Annotated in this window: 14 protein-coding genes; 9 read left to right on the top strand and 5 right to left on the bottom strand. The window is 71.6% G+C overall.

Annotated features, from left to right (window positions below; genetic code table 11):
- The first annotated feature begins 1 nt into the window (after window position 1).
- The 3 genes from AC5L3X_RS10500 to AC5L3X_RS10490 are packed head-to-tail and all read left to right on the top strand — an operon-like array spanning window position 2 to window position 4,290.
- Complete coding sequence (locus AC5L3X_RS10500; RefSeq protein WP_494856644.1) at window positions 2-3,079, top strand: AfsR/SARP family transcriptional regulator; 3,078 nt, start codon at window positions 2-4, stop codon at window positions 3,077-3,079.
- 28 nt (window positions 3,080-3,107) lie between these two features.
- A complete protein-coding gene (locus AC5L3X_RS10495) occupies window positions 3,108-3,725 on the top strand; it encodes a hypothetical protein (RefSeq protein WP_494856642.1) in 618 nt (205 codons plus the stop codon).
- Window positions 3,709-4,290, top strand: coding sequence for an OmpA family protein (locus AC5L3X_RS10490; protein ID WP_494856640.1), 582 nt, complete (start codon window positions 3,709-3,711; stop codon window positions 4,288-4,290). The genes AC5L3X_RS10495 and AC5L3X_RS10490 overlap by 17 nt, the downstream gene beginning before the upstream one ends.
- Before the next feature lie 5 nt (window positions 4,291-4,295).
- Here AC5L3X_RS10490 and AC5L3X_RS10485 read toward each other — a convergent pair whose 3' ends face one another.
- Both AC5L3X_RS10485 and AC5L3X_RS10480 read right to left on the bottom strand, forming a co-directional pair.
- On the bottom strand, window positions 4,296-5,360 hold the full coding sequence (locus tag AC5L3X_RS10485; RefSeq protein WP_494856638.1) for a S1C family serine protease: 1,065 nt from the start codon (window positions 5,358-5,360) through the stop codon (window positions 4,296-4,298).
- A 19-nt stretch (window positions 5,361-5,379) separates the two neighbouring features.
- A complete protein-coding gene (locus AC5L3X_RS10480) occupies window positions 5,380-6,810 on the bottom strand; it encodes an AMP-binding protein (RefSeq protein WP_494856637.1) in 1,431 nt (476 codons plus the stop codon).
- Window positions 6,811-6,889: 79 nt separating this feature from the next.
- Between AC5L3X_RS10480 and AC5L3X_RS10475 the strand changes: the two genes are divergently transcribed.
- The 3 genes from AC5L3X_RS10475 (at window position 6,890) to AC5L3X_RS10465 (ending at window position 10,343) form a co-directional block, all read left to right on the top strand.
- Window positions 6,890-7,804: a hypothetical protein gene (locus tag AC5L3X_RS10475; RefSeq protein ID WP_494856635.1), complete on the top strand. Its 915-nt coding sequence runs from the start codon at window positions 6,890-6,892 to the stop codon at window positions 7,802-7,804.
- 61 nt (window positions 7,805-7,865) lie between these two features.
- Window positions 7,866-10,043, top strand: coding sequence for an acyl-CoA dehydrogenase family protein (locus AC5L3X_RS10470; protein WP_494856633.1), 2,178 nt, complete (start codon window positions 7,866-7,868; stop codon window positions 10,041-10,043).
- Between the two features lie 69 nt (window positions 10,044-10,112).
- Complete coding sequence (locus tag AC5L3X_RS10465; protein WP_494856632.1) at window positions 10,113-10,343, top strand: helix-turn-helix domain-containing protein; 231 nt, start codon at window positions 10,113-10,115, stop codon at window positions 10,341-10,343.
- Window positions 10,344-10,426: 83 nt separating this feature from the next.
- Here AC5L3X_RS10465 and AC5L3X_RS10460 read toward each other — a convergent pair whose 3' ends face one another.
- The 3 genes from AC5L3X_RS10460 to AC5L3X_RS10450 all read right to left on the bottom strand — a co-directional run bounded on the left by AC5L3X_RS10460 (window position 10,427) and on the right by AC5L3X_RS10450 (window position 13,205).
- Window positions 10,427-10,726, bottom strand: a complete 300-nt coding sequence (locus AC5L3X_RS10460; protein WP_494856630.1) for a helix-turn-helix domain-containing protein — start codon at window positions 10,724-10,726, stop codon at window positions 10,427-10,429.
- Window positions 10,723-11,079 (bottom strand): type II toxin-antitoxin system RelE/ParE family toxin, encoded by a 357-nt coding sequence (locus AC5L3X_RS10455; RefSeq protein ID WP_494856628.1) that lies wholly within the window; start codon window positions 11,077-11,079, stop codon window positions 10,723-10,725. Before AC5L3X_RS10455 ends, AC5L3X_RS10460 begins: the two co-directional genes overlap by 4 nt.
- A gap of 257 nt (window positions 11,080-11,336) precedes the next feature.
- Window positions 11,337-13,205 (bottom strand): hypothetical protein, encoded by a 1,869-nt coding sequence (locus AC5L3X_RS10450; RefSeq protein ID WP_494856627.1) that lies wholly within the window; start codon window positions 13,203-13,205, stop codon window positions 11,337-11,339.
- A 50-nt stretch (window positions 13,206-13,255) separates the two neighbouring features.
- On the opposite strand from AC5L3X_RS10450, the gene AC5L3X_RS10445 reads away from it, so the two are divergent.
- The 3 genes from AC5L3X_RS10445 to AC5L3X_RS10435 all read left to right on the top strand — a co-directional run bounded on the left by AC5L3X_RS10445 (window position 13,256) and on the right by AC5L3X_RS10435 (window position 15,895).
- A complete protein-coding gene (locus AC5L3X_RS10445; RefSeq protein WP_494856625.1) occupies window positions 13,256-14,833 on the top strand; it encodes an MmpA family trehalose lipid delivery protein in 1,578 nt (525 codons plus the stop codon).
- 112 nt (window positions 14,834-14,945) lie between these two features.
- A complete protein-coding gene (locus tag AC5L3X_RS10440; protein WP_263647871.1) occupies window positions 14,946-15,080 on the top strand; it encodes a hypothetical protein in 135 nt (44 codons plus the stop codon).
- Between the two features lie 11 nt (window positions 15,081-15,091).
- Window positions 15,092-15,895 carry a glycosyltransferase gene (locus tag AC5L3X_RS10435; protein ID WP_494856624.1) on the top strand — a complete coding sequence of 268 codons (804 nt, stop codon included), beginning with the start codon at window positions 15,092-15,094 and terminating at the stop codon, window positions 15,893-15,895.
- Window positions 15,896-15,897 lie beyond the last annotated feature (2 nt).

The following is a 15,897-nucleotide window of genomic DNA, read 5'->3' as shown; positions in this document are numbered from 1 at the left end:
CGTGGAGCGCGTACGGTTCGGCGTGCTCGGGCCGCTCCAGGTCGAGGGCGGGCGGGTGCCCGGCCCGGCCAAGCACCGGGCGCTGCTCGCCGCCCTGCTGCTGTCGGCCGGGCGGGTGGTGCCGATCGAGCGGCTGATGGCCCTGGTCTGGGACGACCGGCCGCCGGCGTCGGCGGAGCCGGTGCTCAGGGTGTACGTCAGCGCGCTGCGCAAGGTGGTCGGCGGCATCACGACCGTGCCCGGCGGCTACCTGATCGACGTGCGGCCCGACGACGTCGACTGCCATCGGTTCGAGCGGCTCGTGGGTCAGGCGAGGACGGCCCGGGAGGCGGGGCGGGTCGCCGAGGCCGCCGCGGGGTTCAAGGCGGCGCTCGGCCTGTGGCGGGGGGCCGCGCTGGCCGATGTCGACTCGTCCGCGCTGCGGCGGTTGCACGGCGTGCCTCTGGAGGAGCTGCGGCTGACCGCGCTGGAGGAGCGCGTCGTGCTGGACCTGTCGCTGGGCAGGGGCGGGGAGGTGGTCGGCGAGCTGCGCGGGCTGGTGGCGGCCTACCCGTTGCGCGAGCGCGCGTGGGCTCGGCTCCTCGACGCGTTGTGCCAAGCCGGCCGGCGATCGGAGGCGCTGGAGGCGTACCAGGAGGCGCGGAAGACGCTCGTGGACGAGCTGGGGCTGGAGCCGGGGGCCGAGCTGCGGGAGGCGCACCGGCGGGCGCTGTCCAGCGAGCCGGCGCCGCCCCCGTCGCGGCGGATGCCTATAAATGAGACGCCGCCTGATATTTCGGACTTCACGGGCCGGGCCCACGTCCTCTCCTGGATCACCACCGCCGCCCAGGGGCGGACGCTCGCCTCCGGATCGGGCGCGGTGACATCAGGCGCGGTGACATCAGGCGCGGTGACCTCGGATGCGGTGGGTTCGGGCGCTTGCGCGTCGGGGGCGGTTGGATCGGGGGCGGGCGGATCCGGTGGGTCCGGGGTGGACGCTCGCCGGGCGCCGGTGGTGCTGGTGATCCATGGGCCGCCCGGCTGCGGCAAGTCGGCCGTCGCGGTGCACGCCGCCACCCGGCTCGACCTGCCCGACGGCCGCCTCTACGCCTCCCTGGACGCCCGGCCGCCGGGGGCGGTGCTGGAGGATCTGCTGCGGTCGCTGGGCTGCCCCGACGGGGCGGTCCCCGCCGCGCTCGACGAGCGGGTCCGGATGTACCGCAGCCTGACGGCCACCCGCGCCCTGCTCTTGGTCCTCGACGACGCTGCGGACGAGGCGCAGGTGCGCCCCCTGCTCCCGACCGGGCCGGGCAGCCTGACGCTGGTGACCAGCCGCTCACCGCTCGCCGGGCTGGAGGCCGCCAGAGCGTACGAGCTGGGTGTGCTCGATCCGGACGAGGCCGTGGCGATGCTCGCCGGGGTGGCGGGCCGGGACAGGGTGGCGGCCGAGCCCGAGGCGGCTCGGCGCATCGTACGGCTCTGCGACGGCCTGCCGCTGGCCCTGCGCATCGCGGGCTCCCGCCTGGCCAGGAAGCCGGGCTGGACGCTCGACCACCTGGCGGGGCGCCTGGGTGACGAGCGCCGCCGGCTGGACGAGCTGAGCGCGGGCGACCTGGCGGTGCGCAGCAGCCTGGCGCTGGGCTACCGGGGCCTGGCCGGCCCGCAGCGGCGGCTGCTGCGGAGTCTGGGCGCCCTGTCCGCGCCCGACTTCGCGCCGTGGGTGCTGGGCGCCGACCTCGAACCGCTGGCCGAGGCAGGTTTGCTGCAGTCGCGCGGCCTGGACGAGGCGGGCCAGGAGAGGTATGGCTGGCACGATCTGACCAGGCTCTACGCCGCCGAACGCCTGGCCGAGGAGCGGTCCGTCCCCGTCGCCGCCGAACCCGGAGGGGAACCGGCCGGCCGGTCCGGCGCCGAGGGGGAGGACGGGTCCGGGCGGGGCCGGGGTCCGGTGAGCGGGCGGGAGGCACGGGCGCGGGTGCTGGCGGAGATCGCCGGGGAGGTGCTCGACCGGACGAGGCGGGCCAGGACGGCCCTGTTGCCCGCCGAGCCGGGCTCCGGTCAGACGGTGGCGCGTACGGCTGAGGAGATCATGGAGACCGGCAGGCTCCGCGCCGAGGCTCGCTGGCTGGGCGCGGAGCGCAGGTTCCTGGTGGCGACCGTCGGCGACTTCCACGACGTGGGCCTGCACGAGGCGGCCTGGCGGCTGGCCTTCTACCTGACCCCGCTGTTCGAGCTGGGCGCGCACCACGACGACTGGCACGCCACCACCGCCACCGGGCTCGACGCGGCCCGCGCGGTGGGTCACCGGCAGGGTGAGGCGCTGCTGCTGCGCGGGCTGGCCGATCTGCATCGGGCCGAGGGCAGGCCGCAGTCGGCGGCGGCGGCGCTCAGGGCGGCCCAGCCGCTGGTGGAAGGGCTGGAACTGGCCAGGATCACCCTCCGGCTGGGCCTGGTCGAGCAGCGGCCGGAGGCGGCCGAGCGGGCGCTGGCGGGGTGCCTGCGGGTGTTCGAGGAGGCCGGTGACCGGCGTGGCAGGGCCGACGCACTGCGCGCGCTGGGCGCCGTCCGCCGGGACCTCGCGGTGCTGGAGAGCGCCCTGGCGGCGTACCGGGAGCTGGGGGACCCGCGCGGTGAGGCGGAATCGCTGCGTGACCTGGCCGGGCTGCATCTCGACGCCCGCCGCCACGCCGAGGCGCGCGAGTGCGCCGAGCGGCGCTTGCGCGTCAACCGGCGGCTGGGCGACCGGCTGCCGGAGGCGGCGTCGCTGCTGCTGCTGGCCCGGATCGCCACGTCGGAGGGCGTCCCGGGCGCGGCGGAGGCGTACGCGCGTGAGGCGGTGGCGACCTTCGAGCGCCACGGCGACCGCCGCGGGGCCGGCCGTGCCCTGCTCGTGCTGGCGCGGGCGCGTCTCGAGCTGGATGAGACGGATGGGGCGGTTGAGGCGATTACGCGCGCTATGGGAGAGTTTGACGTTCTTAGTGACACGCAGGGCAGGGCGGAGGCCGAAAGCCTGGCGCGGGAAGCGCGCGGGCGAGGCGGCCGGCCGTGGCGCGACTATGCGGATCCTGAAGGTCGTCGCCCTAACGTCGGTCATGAGTGAGACCCCTACGCGACAAAGGTGATCGAAAATGCGGAAAACGATCGCGCTGGCCGTCGCGGCCATCGCGTTGACCGGGTGCGGGATGCTACTGGGGCAGCCGGGCGGCGGCGGCGAGGAGAAGCAGGCCCAGCAGACGGCGGCCAAGGAGGACACCCCGTCCACGGCCGCGGACGGCGAGCCCGCGGAGAGCGCGCCCGCCCCGGCCGAGCAGCAGAGCGCGCCGCCACAGGGCGGCCAGGTGATCGCGACCCTGGAGGCCAAGGCGTCGTCGGGTGGCCAGTCCGGCACGGCGCGCGTCGACATCACGGCGCTCAAGCGACAGGGCCGGACCGTCAGCCTCAACTGGACCATCACCTCCGTCAAGGGCTCCGTCAACGTGCACAACGGTCTGGGCACCGGGGTCTTCGACTACTCGGTGGCGGCCGTCTCCCTGATCGACCCGGTCAACGCCAAGCGCTATCGCGTCGCCCGCAACGGCAGCGGCAGCGAGGCCAAGTGCGTCTGCTCCGGCACCCAGGGGCAGTTCCTGAAGGACGGCGAGGCGTCCACCCTCTACGCGGTCTTCGCGGCGCCGCCGGCCGACATCACGAAGATCAACATTGAGATGCCCATGCTGGGTGTGCTGACCGATGTTCCGATCTCTTAGCGCCGCCGCCATCGCCCTGACCACCTCGCTGAGCATGGCACCCACCTCGCCGCCCACCTCGCCGCCCACCGCCCCGCCCACCGCCCCGTCCGACGCGACGGGCGTCGTCGAGGACCTGGTCTTCCCCATCGAGGACGTCATCGGCGCGGTCGAGTCGCTGGACGGCTCGGAGAGCGAGACCAAGCAGGGCGCCCAGGTCACGGTCGCGCTCACCAGCGACGTGCTGTTCGCGCTGGACAAGTGGGTGCTGACCGCCAAGGCCAGGCAGCGCCTCAAGGAGGTGGCCGCCAAGGTCAACACCGAGGGCGCGGGCGGTGTCGTGAAGATCGAGGGGCACACCGACGACCAGGGCGCCGACGCGTACAACGCCACGCTGTCGCAGCGCCGGGCACAGGCGGTCGAACGGGTCATGCGCGGCCTGCTGACCGGCGCGGACGTGACCCTCCAGGCCAAGGGGTACGGCGAGAGCCGCCCCAAGCTGCCGAACGTCGTCGAGGGCAAGCCGGTGCCGGCCAACCGCGAGCGGAACCGCAGGGTGGAGATCGTCTACAACATCGAGCAGTGAGCGGCTCACTCGCCGGGCAGCTCGCCCAGGGTGGCGGTGACCGTCTCGGTGTCGCCGCTGGGGAGCAGCACCTCGACCTTGACCTGCTGGCCGGGCTTGCGGGTGGTCAGGTATTCGGACAGCTGGGCCATGGTGCGCGTCTCCTGGCCGTCGATGGAGAGGATCACGTCTCCCGGCTTGATCCCGGCCTTCTTGGCGCCGCTGCCGGCCTCGACCGAGATCACGCCGACGCCGGCGGGGTTGCCGGTTCGGCCGACGATCGTGCTGCCCCTGATGCCGAGGGCGGCCCGGTGCGTGTTGGTGACCTTGCCGTCGCGGACGATCTGTTCGGCGATGTCCGTGGCCGTGTTGCTCGGGATGGCGAAACCGATGCCGTTGGCCGCGCCGCCGCTCAGGTTGGGGTCGACGGCCGACAGCGTCGGGATGCCGATGACCTGACCGGCCAGGTCGACCAGGGCACCGCCGCTGTTGCCCGGGTTGATCGCGGCCGAGGTCTGGATCGCGTTCGCGATCGTCGCGCCCGGCGAGCCGGGCTCCTCCGGCTCGCTCACCGTGCGGCCGAGGGCCGAGACGATGCCGTTGGTCACGCTGCCCGACAGGCCCAGTGGGTTGCCCATGGCGAGCACTACCTGGCCGACCCGGAGCTTGGCGGAGTCGCCGAACCTGGCCGGGGTCAGCCCCTTCGTGTCGTCGACCTTGATGACCGCCAGGTCGCCGGGGGCGAAGCTCTTGACCAGCTTGGCGTCGCGTTCGGTGCCGCCGGTGGCCAGTGTCACCGTCATCCGCGTCGCCTCGCCGACCACGTGCGCGTTGGTGATGATGTGGCCCTTCGTGTCGTACACGATGCCGGAGCCGAGCCCCACCTTCGTGGTGATCTGCACGATCGACGGCAGCACGTCGTGGATGACCTGCTCGTAGGCGGCTTCCAGCTCATGTTGCGAGACGGTGGCGCTCGGGGTGGCGGCCGGTGTGGTGGCGCCGGGTGAGGGGGAGACGATGCTGGCCGGGACGCCGGCCGCGCAGCCGGTGAGCAGCACAGCGGCGGCGATGCCCGCGACGATCTTCCTCATGCGAGGATATCTGCCCAGCTCAGCGTGAAAGATACGCCTCGCGTACGTCCCTCCGGCTCAGCTTGCCGGTGGGGGTTCGGGGCAGGGTGTCGCGAAACTCGATGACCCGTGGGTGCTTGAGTTTGGCCAGGCGGGGCGCGCAGTGGCGGAGCAGTTCGGCGGTGAGCGCGTCGGTTCCGGGTGCTCCGGGGGCGGGCTGGACGAGCGCGACCACCGACTGCCCCCATTCGGGATCCGGCACGCCGATCACCGCGACGTCCGTGACCGCGGGATGTTCCATCAGCGCGGCCTCGATCTCGGCGGGATAGATGTTGACCCCGCCCGAGATGATCAGGTCGGTCCGGCGGTCGAGCAGGAACAGGTAGCCCTCCTCGTCGAGGTAGCCGATGTCGCCGGGCGTGTAGGCGTGCCCCCGCATGGAGGCCGCGGTCTTGGCCGGGTCGCCGTGGTACTCGAAGCGGTTGACGCCGCCGATGTAGACGAGGCCGGGCTCTCCCGGGGGCACCTCCTGACCGTCGTCGCCGACGATCGTGAAGGCCATCCCGTCCAGCGCCCGCCCGACCGTGCCCGGTCTGGCCAGCCATTCCTCGGAGGAGACCATGGTGGCGATGGCCGCCTCGGTGGAGCCGTAGTACTCCCACAGGACGGGCCCGAGCCAGTCGATCATCGCCTGCTTGGTCGCGGGCGGGCAGGGGGCGGCGCCGTGGTAGAGGTGGGTGAGCGACGACAGGTCGTACGACTCCCGATCGGGCACCGCGAGCAGCCGGTGGAACATGGTCGGCACCATGAAGGCGTTCGTCACCCGGTGCCGCTCGATCAGCCGCAGGGTCTCGGCCGCGTCGAACCTCTCGGGGGCCACGATCGCGTGCCCGAGCTGCAGCGCCATCATGGCCTGGCCGTACGGGGCGGAGTGGTAGAGCTGCGAGCACACCAGGTGCACGCCGCCGGGCGGCAGCCCGAAGTGCCGCCAGCTCTTGCGCGTCAGGATGGGGTGGAGCTCCTCGGGCGTGAGGTCGAGCAGCCGCCGGCGCACCCCCTTGGGGCGGCCGGTGGTGCCGGAGGTGTAGAGCATCATCGAGCCGGCCCGCCGGTGCTCGGGCGGGCCGTCGGGCTGCCCGTCCGCGAGCTCGGCGACCGTGAGCGCGCCGGGGGCGACGACCGTCCCGGCGCCGCAGTCGGCCACGATGTAGTCGATCTCCTCGGCGGTGAAATGCCAGTTGACCGGTACGAGATAGGCGCCCACCTGGTAGCTGGCCAGCATCATGGTCAGGGCGTCGGGGCCGTTCTTCAGCACGGTCACGACCGGGTCGCCGGGCCGCACGCCCCGCGCGACGAGGCCGTGTGAGGTCCGGTTGACCAGGGAGAGCAGCTCGCCGTAGGTCATGGCGTCGTCGCCGAGCAGGGCGGGGCGTCCGGGGTCGCCGGCCGCAATCTCGTAGAAACCGCGCATGACCGCGACCATACAGAATTACATTCTGCCGTGGGAATAGCGGAAAAATCCTTCTCGCTGGTGACGTAGCCTCATGGCCATGGCGGACGTTGGAGACCAAGGAAACGAGCATGACTCTCCTACCACCCCGTTCCGGAAGATCGTTCTTCCCGCCGAGGAGACGGTCCAGATCCGACGGCCGCCGGCTCCCCGACCGGTCCCCCCGCCGCCCCCTCCGCCCAAGCGGGGGCTGGCGGCACGCATCGGGGACATCCCGATCCGGGTCGTCTATCTGATCGGCGCCATCCTCGCGACGGTGGCGGCGGTGTTGCTGATCTTCACGCTGTTCTCGGGCGACGTGCCGGGCAAGGACGAGCAGTCCGCGCGGGTGGTCCCCGTCGCGCCGGTCCCCGGCAGCGTCACCCCCTCCGCCTCCGCCTCGGCCACGCCGTCGCCGACGGTCAGTGAGGTCGCGCTGCCCCCGGTGCCCAGGGCGAAGGTCTTCGCCGACCTGCCCGGCACGGCCTCGGTGGTCACCGGCATCATCAACGACACCAAGAACGGCATCAGCTATCCGCGGCTCGGCGACCCCTGGACGGCCAGGTCGTTCCCGCCGTTCACCGTCGCGCAGCGGGTCGGCAAGGTGGCGGTGCCGCACACGGTGATCGCCTCGGCCATGTTCCCGGCCGAGGCCCCGGAGACCAAGCCGTCGACCGACGCCGACTACCGGGAGATCGCGGCCCGCGCCGCCCGGTGGACGCTGCGCTCGCAGTATCCGGCCGGCGCCACGCTGGCCTGGACGGGGTCGCAGAAGGTCCCCGTCGGTAAGGGCTGGACCCTCGCCTACCGGGTCACCTACACCTTGTCCGGCAAGCGTCAGTCGGCGCAGGCGCTGGTGTCGGTGGTCGAGGTCGGCAAGACGAAGCCGGCGATGCTGCTCGCCTCGATCCCGCAGAGCGGCAGATCCCACTGGCGGGATCTGAACACTCTCGCGACCCGCGTTCGCCCGCTCTAGGCTAGAAGCGTCCTCTAGAATATGGTTCTGGCAAGAACAGGACCTGCTTGGAGGATGCGCGATGGCGATCGGATTGAGCGAGGAGCACGAGGCGCTCCGCGAATCGGTGCGCGGCTGGGCCGACCGGAACATTCCCGCCGAGCTGCTGCGCTCCGCGACCGACGAGCGCCCGCCCTTCTGGACGGGGCTCGCCGAGCAGGGGCTGCTCGGCCTGCACCTGCCTGAGGAGGCCGGCGGCTCCGGCTACGGGCTGCTGGAGGCGGCGGTCGCCATCGAGGCGCTGGCCGAGCGGATGGCGCCGGGGCCGTACGTGCCGACGGTCCTCGCGAGCGCGGTGATCCACGCCTCCAAGCGTCACGACCTGCTGTCCGGTCTCGCCGACGGCACGGTGACCGGCGCGGTCGCGCTGACGGGCGCGCTCAGTGGCACCCGCGCCGCCGACGGCTCACTCGTGGTCTCCGGCACGGCGGAGCCCGTGCTGGGCGCCTCCCAGGCCGGCGTGCTCGTGCTCCCGGTCTCAACCGCCGACGGCGAGGAGTGGATCGCGCTCGACGCCTCCGCCGCGACCGTCACCTCCGTGAAGTCGCTGGACCTGACCAGGTCGGTGGCGAAGGTCGAGCTGTCGGACGTGACCGTGCCGGCCGACCGCGTGCTCGACGGGGTCGAGGGCCCCGACGTGCTCAACCTGGCCGCCATCCTGCTCGGGGCCGAGGCCGCGGGGCTCGCCTCGTGGTGCGTCACCGCCGCCGCCGACTACGCCAAGGTACGCGTCCAGTTCGGCCGGCCGATCGGCCAGTTCCAGGGGATCAAGCACAAGCTGTCGCGGATGCTCGTCGCGCTGGAGCAGGCCCGTGCCACGGTGTGGGACGCCACCCGGGCCGAGGGACGTGAGCTGGAGTACGCCGCCGCGATCGCCGGGGTGATGGCCCCCGACGCGGCCGTCCAGTGCGCCAAGGACGCGATCCAGACGTTCGGCGGCATCGGCTACACCTACGAGCACGAGGCGCACCTCTACTACCGCCGCGCGCTCACCATCCGCGCGCTGCTCGGCTCCTCGGCCGAGTGGGCGGCCTCGGTCGCCGCGCTCGCCCTGCAGGGCGTCACCCGCGAGATGGAGATCGAGCTGCCCGAGGACGCCGAGGCCCGGCGCGAGTCGATCCGCGCGGAGATCGCGCAGATCGCCACCCTGGAGGGCAAGGAGCAGAAGCGGGCCCTGGCCGCGCAGGGCTTCGTCATGCCCCACCTGCCCGCGCCGTGGGGCCGTGGCGCCAAGCCGCTGGAGCAGGTGCTGATCGCGCAGGAGCTCAAGGCGGCCAAGGTGAAGCTGCCGGCGATGATCATCGGTGCCTGGGTGGTGCCGTCGCTGGTCAGCTACGGCACGCCGGAGCAGCAGGAGCGCTTCCTGCCCAAGACGCTCAGCGGCGAGATGATGTGGTGCCAGCTGTTCTCCGAGCCCGGCGCCGGGTCCGACCTGGCGTCCCTGCAGATGAAGGCGGAGCGGGTCGAGGGCGGCTGGAAGCTCAACGGCCAGAAGATCTGGACCTCCGTCGCGCACTTCGCCGAGTGGGGCATCTGCATCGCCCGCAACTCCTCCGAGGGCTCCAAGCACGAGGGCATCACCTACTTCCTCGTGGACATGAAGGGGCCCGGCGTGACGGTCCGGCCGCTGACCGAGATGACCGGCGAGAACCTGTTCAACGAGGTCTTCCTCGACGACGTGTTCGTGCCCGACGAGCTGGTCGTGGGCCAGGTCGGCGACGGCTGGAAGGTGGCCCGCAACACGCTGTCCAACGAGCGCGTCTCGCTCTCGTCCGGCTCCGGCGGCACCGGGTCCTCGGTGCCCGACCTGCTCGGGCTGATCGGCCGGCTCGGCCGCGAGCTCACCCCGGTCGAGGCGCGGCAGGTGGCCGAGGTGGTCTGCGAGGGCCACTCGATCAACGCGCTGTCGCTGCGGGTGACGCTCAAGCAGCTCGCCGGGGCGGAGCCGGGCGCCGACGCCTCGGTGCGCAAGCTGCTGTCGACCTCGCACGCCCAGCACGTCTCCGAGACCGCGGTCGACCTGCTCGGCGCCTCGGCCGTGGTGGCGGCGGACATGAAGCTCGGCGACGCGGGCTACTGGAACCGGGCCGTCCTGGCGACCCGGGCGATGACCATCTACGGCGGCACCACCGAGGTGCAGCTGAACATCATCGGCGAGCGCATGCTCGGCCTGCCCCGGGATCCCGAACCGGGCAAGTGAGCGGCGGGGGGCCGGGCATCGTCCGGCCCCCAGGGGTTAGTTCGTACACTGTCGCACGGCAGAAGCAAGGTGCAGCGGGCGAACGGCTTGACGCAGGGCCAGTTGGCCGAGGCGGTCAGCTATTCCCAGAGCTGGGTTTCCAAGATGCTGCGGAATCGTCAGCCGCTCACCGTGGAGCAGGTCCGGGAACGCCCTCACGGTGGGTGTCACCTACGGCTCCGAACGGAGCATTCAACGCGTCAGACGGTTCCGCCGCCCCCGTCTGGCAGGCGCCCCAGAAAAATGGGTCACCTAGCTTGACGTTGGTGCCGCCAACGCTGCAGTAATCCACGAGGTGTCAGCAGCATGGCGATAGGTCTCCTGTCGGCATTGGGGGCCTCAGCTCAAGCAGCGGAAACCCGTGGCGTCAGGCGAACCTCGACATCGGCGTCCAAGGCGCGTGCCAAGCGCTCCAGAACCGGCAACGTGGGCACGGTTCCGCCCGCCTCGAACCGTGCCACGGCCGACTGTGTCATGCCTGCCGCACGAGCCAGGTCGTTCTGGCTCCAGCCTCGCCCCTCGCGCATCCCCCGGACCGTCTTACCCAGTTCGTAGGCGAGACGTGTGGCCTCATAGGCCTCAGCCGCGCCCGGCTCGGTCATCCGACGATCTCTGAGCTCTCGCCAGCTTCCCTGCTCGCTCATGCTGTTTCCTCTTCCTCGTTGACGGTGTGCGCCGATTCGACACAGCGACGCATGGCCCGCCGAGCCCGCTCAACCTCACGGTCATCACGCATCCGCGTCTTGTGAAACACGGTCAAGAGCACGATCCGGCGATGAGGTGCGATCCAGTAGGTGATGCGCACGGCGAACTCGTCAAGGTGAAACCGGAGCTCGCGTAGCTTGCCGTCAAGCTGCTTCGTGTAGGGCTCCCCCAGCAGAGGCCCCTCCATCGCAAGCAGATCGACATAGAAAGCCACCCTCGCAAACGATGCCGCGGGCAGATCCTCAAGCCACTTCCGGACTTCCGGTTCCAGTTCTACGGTACCCCAGCTCATAGCGTTGATGCTATGAGACATGCGTCTGTCACGCTCTGCTTTCGCCTGAACACATCCTGACGCAAGCATTGCTTTCCACGAGAATGACGGCAAAGCCGCACAGTCGACGATGCGACTCCCAGAACAGGACGAGCAGCCATGCAAACGGAATTCGAGGACTACTCCTCGGTCGGGACCAGGTCCGTCTGGCAGGTGCCCCACTGTGACGGGTCCCCCAGCTTGACGTCAGTGCCCACGGGTGTGCGAGGTCCCGGTGGTCAGGGGGTGACGGGCTGCAGCGGGCTGGGCGTGCCCGACTTGGCGGGACGCGGGACGCCCACCTTGATCTGCCCGATGCACGCCGGGCGGCCGTCCGCCGTGCGGATCGTCAGCTCGGCCCCGCCGCCCTTGACCGCGGCGAACGTCCAGCCGAAGTCCTTGCCCGCCGGGACGACGGCCTGCCCGCCGCCCAGCCGTACGGCGAGGCTGGTGGGCGTCGGGTTTAGGTAGCCGACCTGCGCCGTCCACTCACCCTCGGGCAGCGTCGCCGGGAGGCGGAAGACCACCTCCCGGCCCGCGACCGGCACGCAGCCGGCGCTCTGCGGGATCGTCACGCCCACGATGTCCACCGGACGCAGGCGGCCCTGCGGGTCGAAGACGAGCGGGTTGCGCACCGGGCCGGTCAGCTGCCGGGTCCAGGTCACCGGGTACGGCGCGATCGGGCCGAGCACCTTGGAGACCCGCGCGTAGTCGTAGAAGAAGATCGGGTAGACGACCTTGGCGGGGACGTGCGTGTCGAGGACGACGGGGTTCGCCCCGGCCCGCTTGAGCGCCAGCCGGCCCGTCTCCACATAGCTCTTGACGTGCTCACCGAGCGGCAGGCGGGCGTAGGCGGTGACCGACCAGACCGAGCCTGCCGCGAACGCGACGCCCAGCGGGATCCACGCGCGCCTCAACCGGGGCGCGGCCGGCCGCCGCCAGGGCCGTTCCTCGCCGCGCAGCGGGATGAAGGCCAGCCCGATGACGATCGCCAGCACGGTGGCCGTGGGGGAGACGTAGCGCAGCTCGGAGCCGCCCAGGTCGGGACCGAGCTCCTCGATGCGTCCGATCATGACGGGCACCACGTCGGCGAGCACGAAGTAGGCGAGCAGCGCGGCCCAGGCCAGCCAGGCCCGCCGCCGGTAGAGCACGGAGACGGTGACCACGGCCGCCACGACGGCCAGGCTCACCCAGGCCATCACGGGCGGCGTCGCGGCGATGGCGTAGTCGTCGCCGATCGGCCGCCACTGCCACGGGCCGCCGAGGGCCGCGGGCACCAGGGAGTCGGTCAGCAGGTTCCAGGCGAAGCCGGCGGCGATCGCCGGGTCCGGCAGCCCCGGCCGTACCGTGTCGTTGGTGAGCTGCACGGACGTGAACAGCTGGCGGAAGAAGATCACGGCGTAGACCGCGATCACGGCGAGGTAGAGCAGCCAGACCGGCTTGCGCGCGGCCCGCGGAAACCAGCCCAGGGTCAGCACGAAGGCCAGCACCGGGATGAAGGGGGCCTTGACGAAGAACAGCATGGCGAGGATGACCCAGGCCGCGGCGGCGAGCGCGTGCCGGAAGCGGCCGGTCCGGTTGTAGAGGACGTGCGAGCTCAGCGCCATCGGCAGCGCGATCTGGAACGGCAGCGTCTCGATCACCACCGCCCACCACGACAGTGACGAGATCGTCAGCGGCGTGAGCAGGTAGAAGCCGAGCGGCACGAGGATCGCCGGCCGGGCGCCGAACAGCACCCAGAGCAGCCGCAACAGCGCCAGGCCGGCCGCGCCCAGCAGGCTGATCGTGATGGTGTGGGCGAGCATGTCGTTGTAGACGCCGAGCCGGCCCATCATCCACTGGATGGCGAACGGCCCGGGCACCAGGTGCCCGTAGTCCACCCGCATCAGGTAGTCCCAGGTGAGCCCGTGTTCCAGGCCGCGGGCGATGAAGGTGAAGTCGTCCTGGCGGAAGTAGGTCCGCTGCACCAGGCCGAACTTCCACACCAGCTGGACGGCGATCATCGTGATGGCCGTGGCCAGCACGGCGTCCGAGCGCGCCCATGGCCGGGCCGCCACCGTCACCTCGCTCGTCGCCACCCCGCCCTCCCCATCCGGAAGAGTAGCCACGGGATGATTTATACGGAATGCCCGTTGTGTGGTTGTGATGTCATAGGGGGATGCCGTACACGACCCGCGCCGGGCCGATGGCCGCCCTGCTCGGTCTCGCACTCGGCTGCCTCACCCTCGGCCCGGCTCTGGGCTGGGGGTTCGTCCTGGCGCAGGACATGGTCTTCGTCCCGGACCCGGCCTTCTCGCGGTTCACCTTCGGCCTGGCCGGGGGCGCGCCGCGGGTGGTGCCCAGCGACGCGGTGGTCACCGCCCTCTCCTGGGTGATCCCGGGGGAGCTGGTGCAGAAGGCGATCCTGCTCGGAATCTTCGTGCTGGGCTGCTCGGGGGCCGCGCTGCTGGTGCCGTCGGAGTCCCTGGCGCCCCGGCTGGTCGCGGGGGCGTTCTACGTGTGGAACCCGTACGTGGCCGAGCGTCTGCTGATGGGGCAGTGGGCGCTGCTGCTGGGCTACGCGGGACTGCCCTGGGTGGTGGGCGCGCTGGTCTCGGGCCGGCGGCAGGCCGTGGCGATCCTGCCGGCGGCGGTGGGCGGGTTCGCGGCGATGACGATCACCGCGCTGACGGCCCTCCCGCTGGCGCTGACCGGCACGCGGAGGTGGGCGGGGACGCTCCGGACGGGGGCGATCGTGGTGGCGTTCAGCCTGCCCTGGCTGCTGGTCGCGGTGCTTCGCCCCGACGGGGTGACGGGCGACGGGGTCGGCGTGGAGGCGTTCGCCGCGAGGGCCGACGGGCCGTTCGGGGCCGTGGGGAGCCTGCTCTCGCTCGGGGGGATCTGGAACTCCCACGCCGTTCCGGCGGGCTACGACACGCTGCCGGGTGCGGTGGCCAGGCTGGCGCTGGCCGTGGCGGGGATCGCCGGGTTCGCCATCCTGGGGCGGGTGGCGTACCGGAGGGGGCTCGCGGTGGCGGCGGCGGTGGGGTTCGCGATCGCCTGCCTGGGGGTGACCGAGCCGGGACGGGCGCTGCTCACCTGGCTGATCGGGGTGTGGGGCGGGTTCGCGGTGTTCCGGGACGCCCAGCAGTTCGTCGCTCCGCTGGCGCTGCTGGTGGCCGTCGGCCTCGGGCTGCTGACCGCCTCGGCCGCCTCGGTCGCTTCGGTGGCCCGCCGTGCCCCGGTGTGGGCGGGCGTCATGGTGCTGGTGCCCCTCGCCGTGCTGCCCACCCTGGCGTGGGGCGCGGCCGGGGCGCTGCGGGCCGTGAGCTATCCCGCCGACTGGACGGCCGCGCGCGAGCTCATCCGGCGGGACGGCGAGCCGGGCGACATCCTGGTGCTGCCGTTCGAGTCCTACCGGCGCTTTCCGTGGAACGGCCACCGGGCGGTGCTGGACCCGGCCCAGCGGTTCTTCGCCGTCCCCGGTCGCGACGTCGTCTCCAACGACACCGTACGGGTCGGTTCGATGGTCGTCGGAAGTGAGGACGGACGGGCCCGCCAGGTAGAACGCGTACTAGTAGAACCTTCACCGAACCTGCTCCGGGCCGGATTTCGGTACGTGGTCGTCGATGCGGGAACCCCGGACGAGCGCCGGGTATTCGAGGGGTGGCTCCGTGACGCGACGCTGGTGGTGGACGGTGTTGACCTGCGGCTGTACCGACTGGACCGCGCGCTTGGGCAGGGTACGTCCGAATAGGGTATTTGATCAGTGGGTTTATTAAGATTTCGTTTAGCTACTTCCGAGTAGCAAGAATAGGTTCTAGGTTTGTGACGGTCACCACTGCCGTGTCCGAGGAGGAACCCCCCAAGTGATCAAGATCCTCTTAGCAGCGATCATCGGTGTCGCCGTGGCTACGCTCGTGGCGACGGTCACCACCGTCTCCTTTACCGGCGCCACGGCCACACCGGTCAATCAGCCGCTCTACAACTACGGCGACCGGTAACCCGAGTCGTCATGCCGCCCTCCCTCCGAGGGGACGAGAGGACGAGCCGACCACCACTGCTCGAGATCGTCGTTCCGGCGTACAACGAGGAAGGACGACTCCCCGGGGGGCTCCTGCAGCTGTGCGCGAAGCTTGCCCGCATGCCGTTCCCGACCGCCGTCATCGTCGTTGACAACAACAGCACGGACGCCACCGCCGAGATCGTCAGAGCCTGGCCTGAGGGCACGGTCCCGGTCCGGCTGATCCAGTGTCCGGTTCCCGGCAAGGGCGCCGCCGTACGTGCCGGGTTGCTTGAGACTCACGCGCCTTTCGTGGGGTTCTGTGACGCCGACATGGCCACCGACCTGGACGCCATCGACGTCGCCTTCGGCCTGCTCCTGTCCGGGGAGCGTGTGGTCGTGGGTTCGCGCGCGCACACCTGCTCCGACGTGGAGAACCGGCACAGCCGGGTGCGCGAGCTGGGCGCCGTCGGCTTCCGCTCGCTGGCCAAGGTGCTCGTGCGCGGGGTGAACGACACCCAGTGCGGCTTCAAGTTCTTCGACGGCGCACTCGTCCGTCAGGTGGCGCCCCGGTTGCGCACTCCCGGGTTCGCCTTCGACGTCGAGCTGCTCGCGCGGTGCGCGGAACTCGGCGCCAAGGTGCTGGAGATCCCGGTGCAGTGGCGGGACATGCCGGGCTCGCGCTTCTCGCCGACCCGGCACAGCGCGGGCATCCTGCTCGAACTCGGCCGGATCTGGCTGACCCTGCGCACCGAACCGCGTGCCGGCCCCCGGCCCGCCTGGGACCAGCCGCTGGACTCCGTCGGATATCCGTGAGC

Source organism: Nonomuraea sp. CX421, from assembly GCF_059358955.1.
The sequence above is the reverse complement of the archived record's forward strand: the minus strand, read 5'-3'. Positions and strand labels throughout refer to the sequence as shown.

Excerpts from the sequence above, each read along its gene's own strand:
- AC5L3X_RS10495 (WP_494856642.1), top strand. The coding sequence starts at position 3,108 with ATGCGGAAAACGATCGCGCTGGCCGTCGCGGCCATCGCGTTGACCGGG.
- AC5L3X_RS10490 (WP_494856640.1), top strand. The coding sequence starts at position 3,709 with ATGTTCCGATCTCTTAGCGCCGCCGCCATCGCCCTGACCACCTCGCTG.
- AC5L3X_RS10485 (WP_494856638.1), bottom strand. The coding sequence starts at position 5,360 with ATGAGGAAGATCGTCGCGGGCATCGCCGCCGCTGTGCTGCTCACCGGC.
- AC5L3X_RS10480 (WP_494856637.1), bottom strand. The coding sequence starts at position 6,810 with ATGCGCGGTTTCTACGAGATTGCGGCCGGCGACCCCGGACGCCCCGCC.
- AC5L3X_RS10475 (WP_494856635.1), top strand. The coding sequence starts at position 6,890 with ATGGCGGACGTTGGAGACCAAGGAAACGAGCATGACTCTCCTACCACC.
- AC5L3X_RS10470 (WP_494856633.1), top strand. The coding sequence starts at position 7,866 with ATGGCGATCGGATTGAGCGAGGAGCACGAGGCGCTCCGCGAATCGGTG.
- AC5L3X_RS10460 (WP_494856630.1), bottom strand. The coding sequence starts at position 10,726 with ATGAGCGAGCAGGGAAGCTGGCGAGAGCTCAGAGATCGTCGGATGACC.
- AC5L3X_RS10455 (WP_494856628.1), bottom strand. The coding sequence starts at position 11,079 with ATGAGCTGGGGTACCGTAGAACTGGAACCGGAAGTCCGGAAGTGGCTT.
- AC5L3X_RS10445 (WP_494856625.1), top strand. The coding sequence starts at position 13,256 with ATGCCGTACACGACCCGCGCCGGGCCGATGGCCGCCCTGCTCGGTCTC.
- AC5L3X_RS10435 (WP_494856624.1), top strand. The coding sequence starts at position 15,092 with ATGCCGCCCTCCCTCCGAGGGGACGAGAGGACGAGCCGACCACCACTG.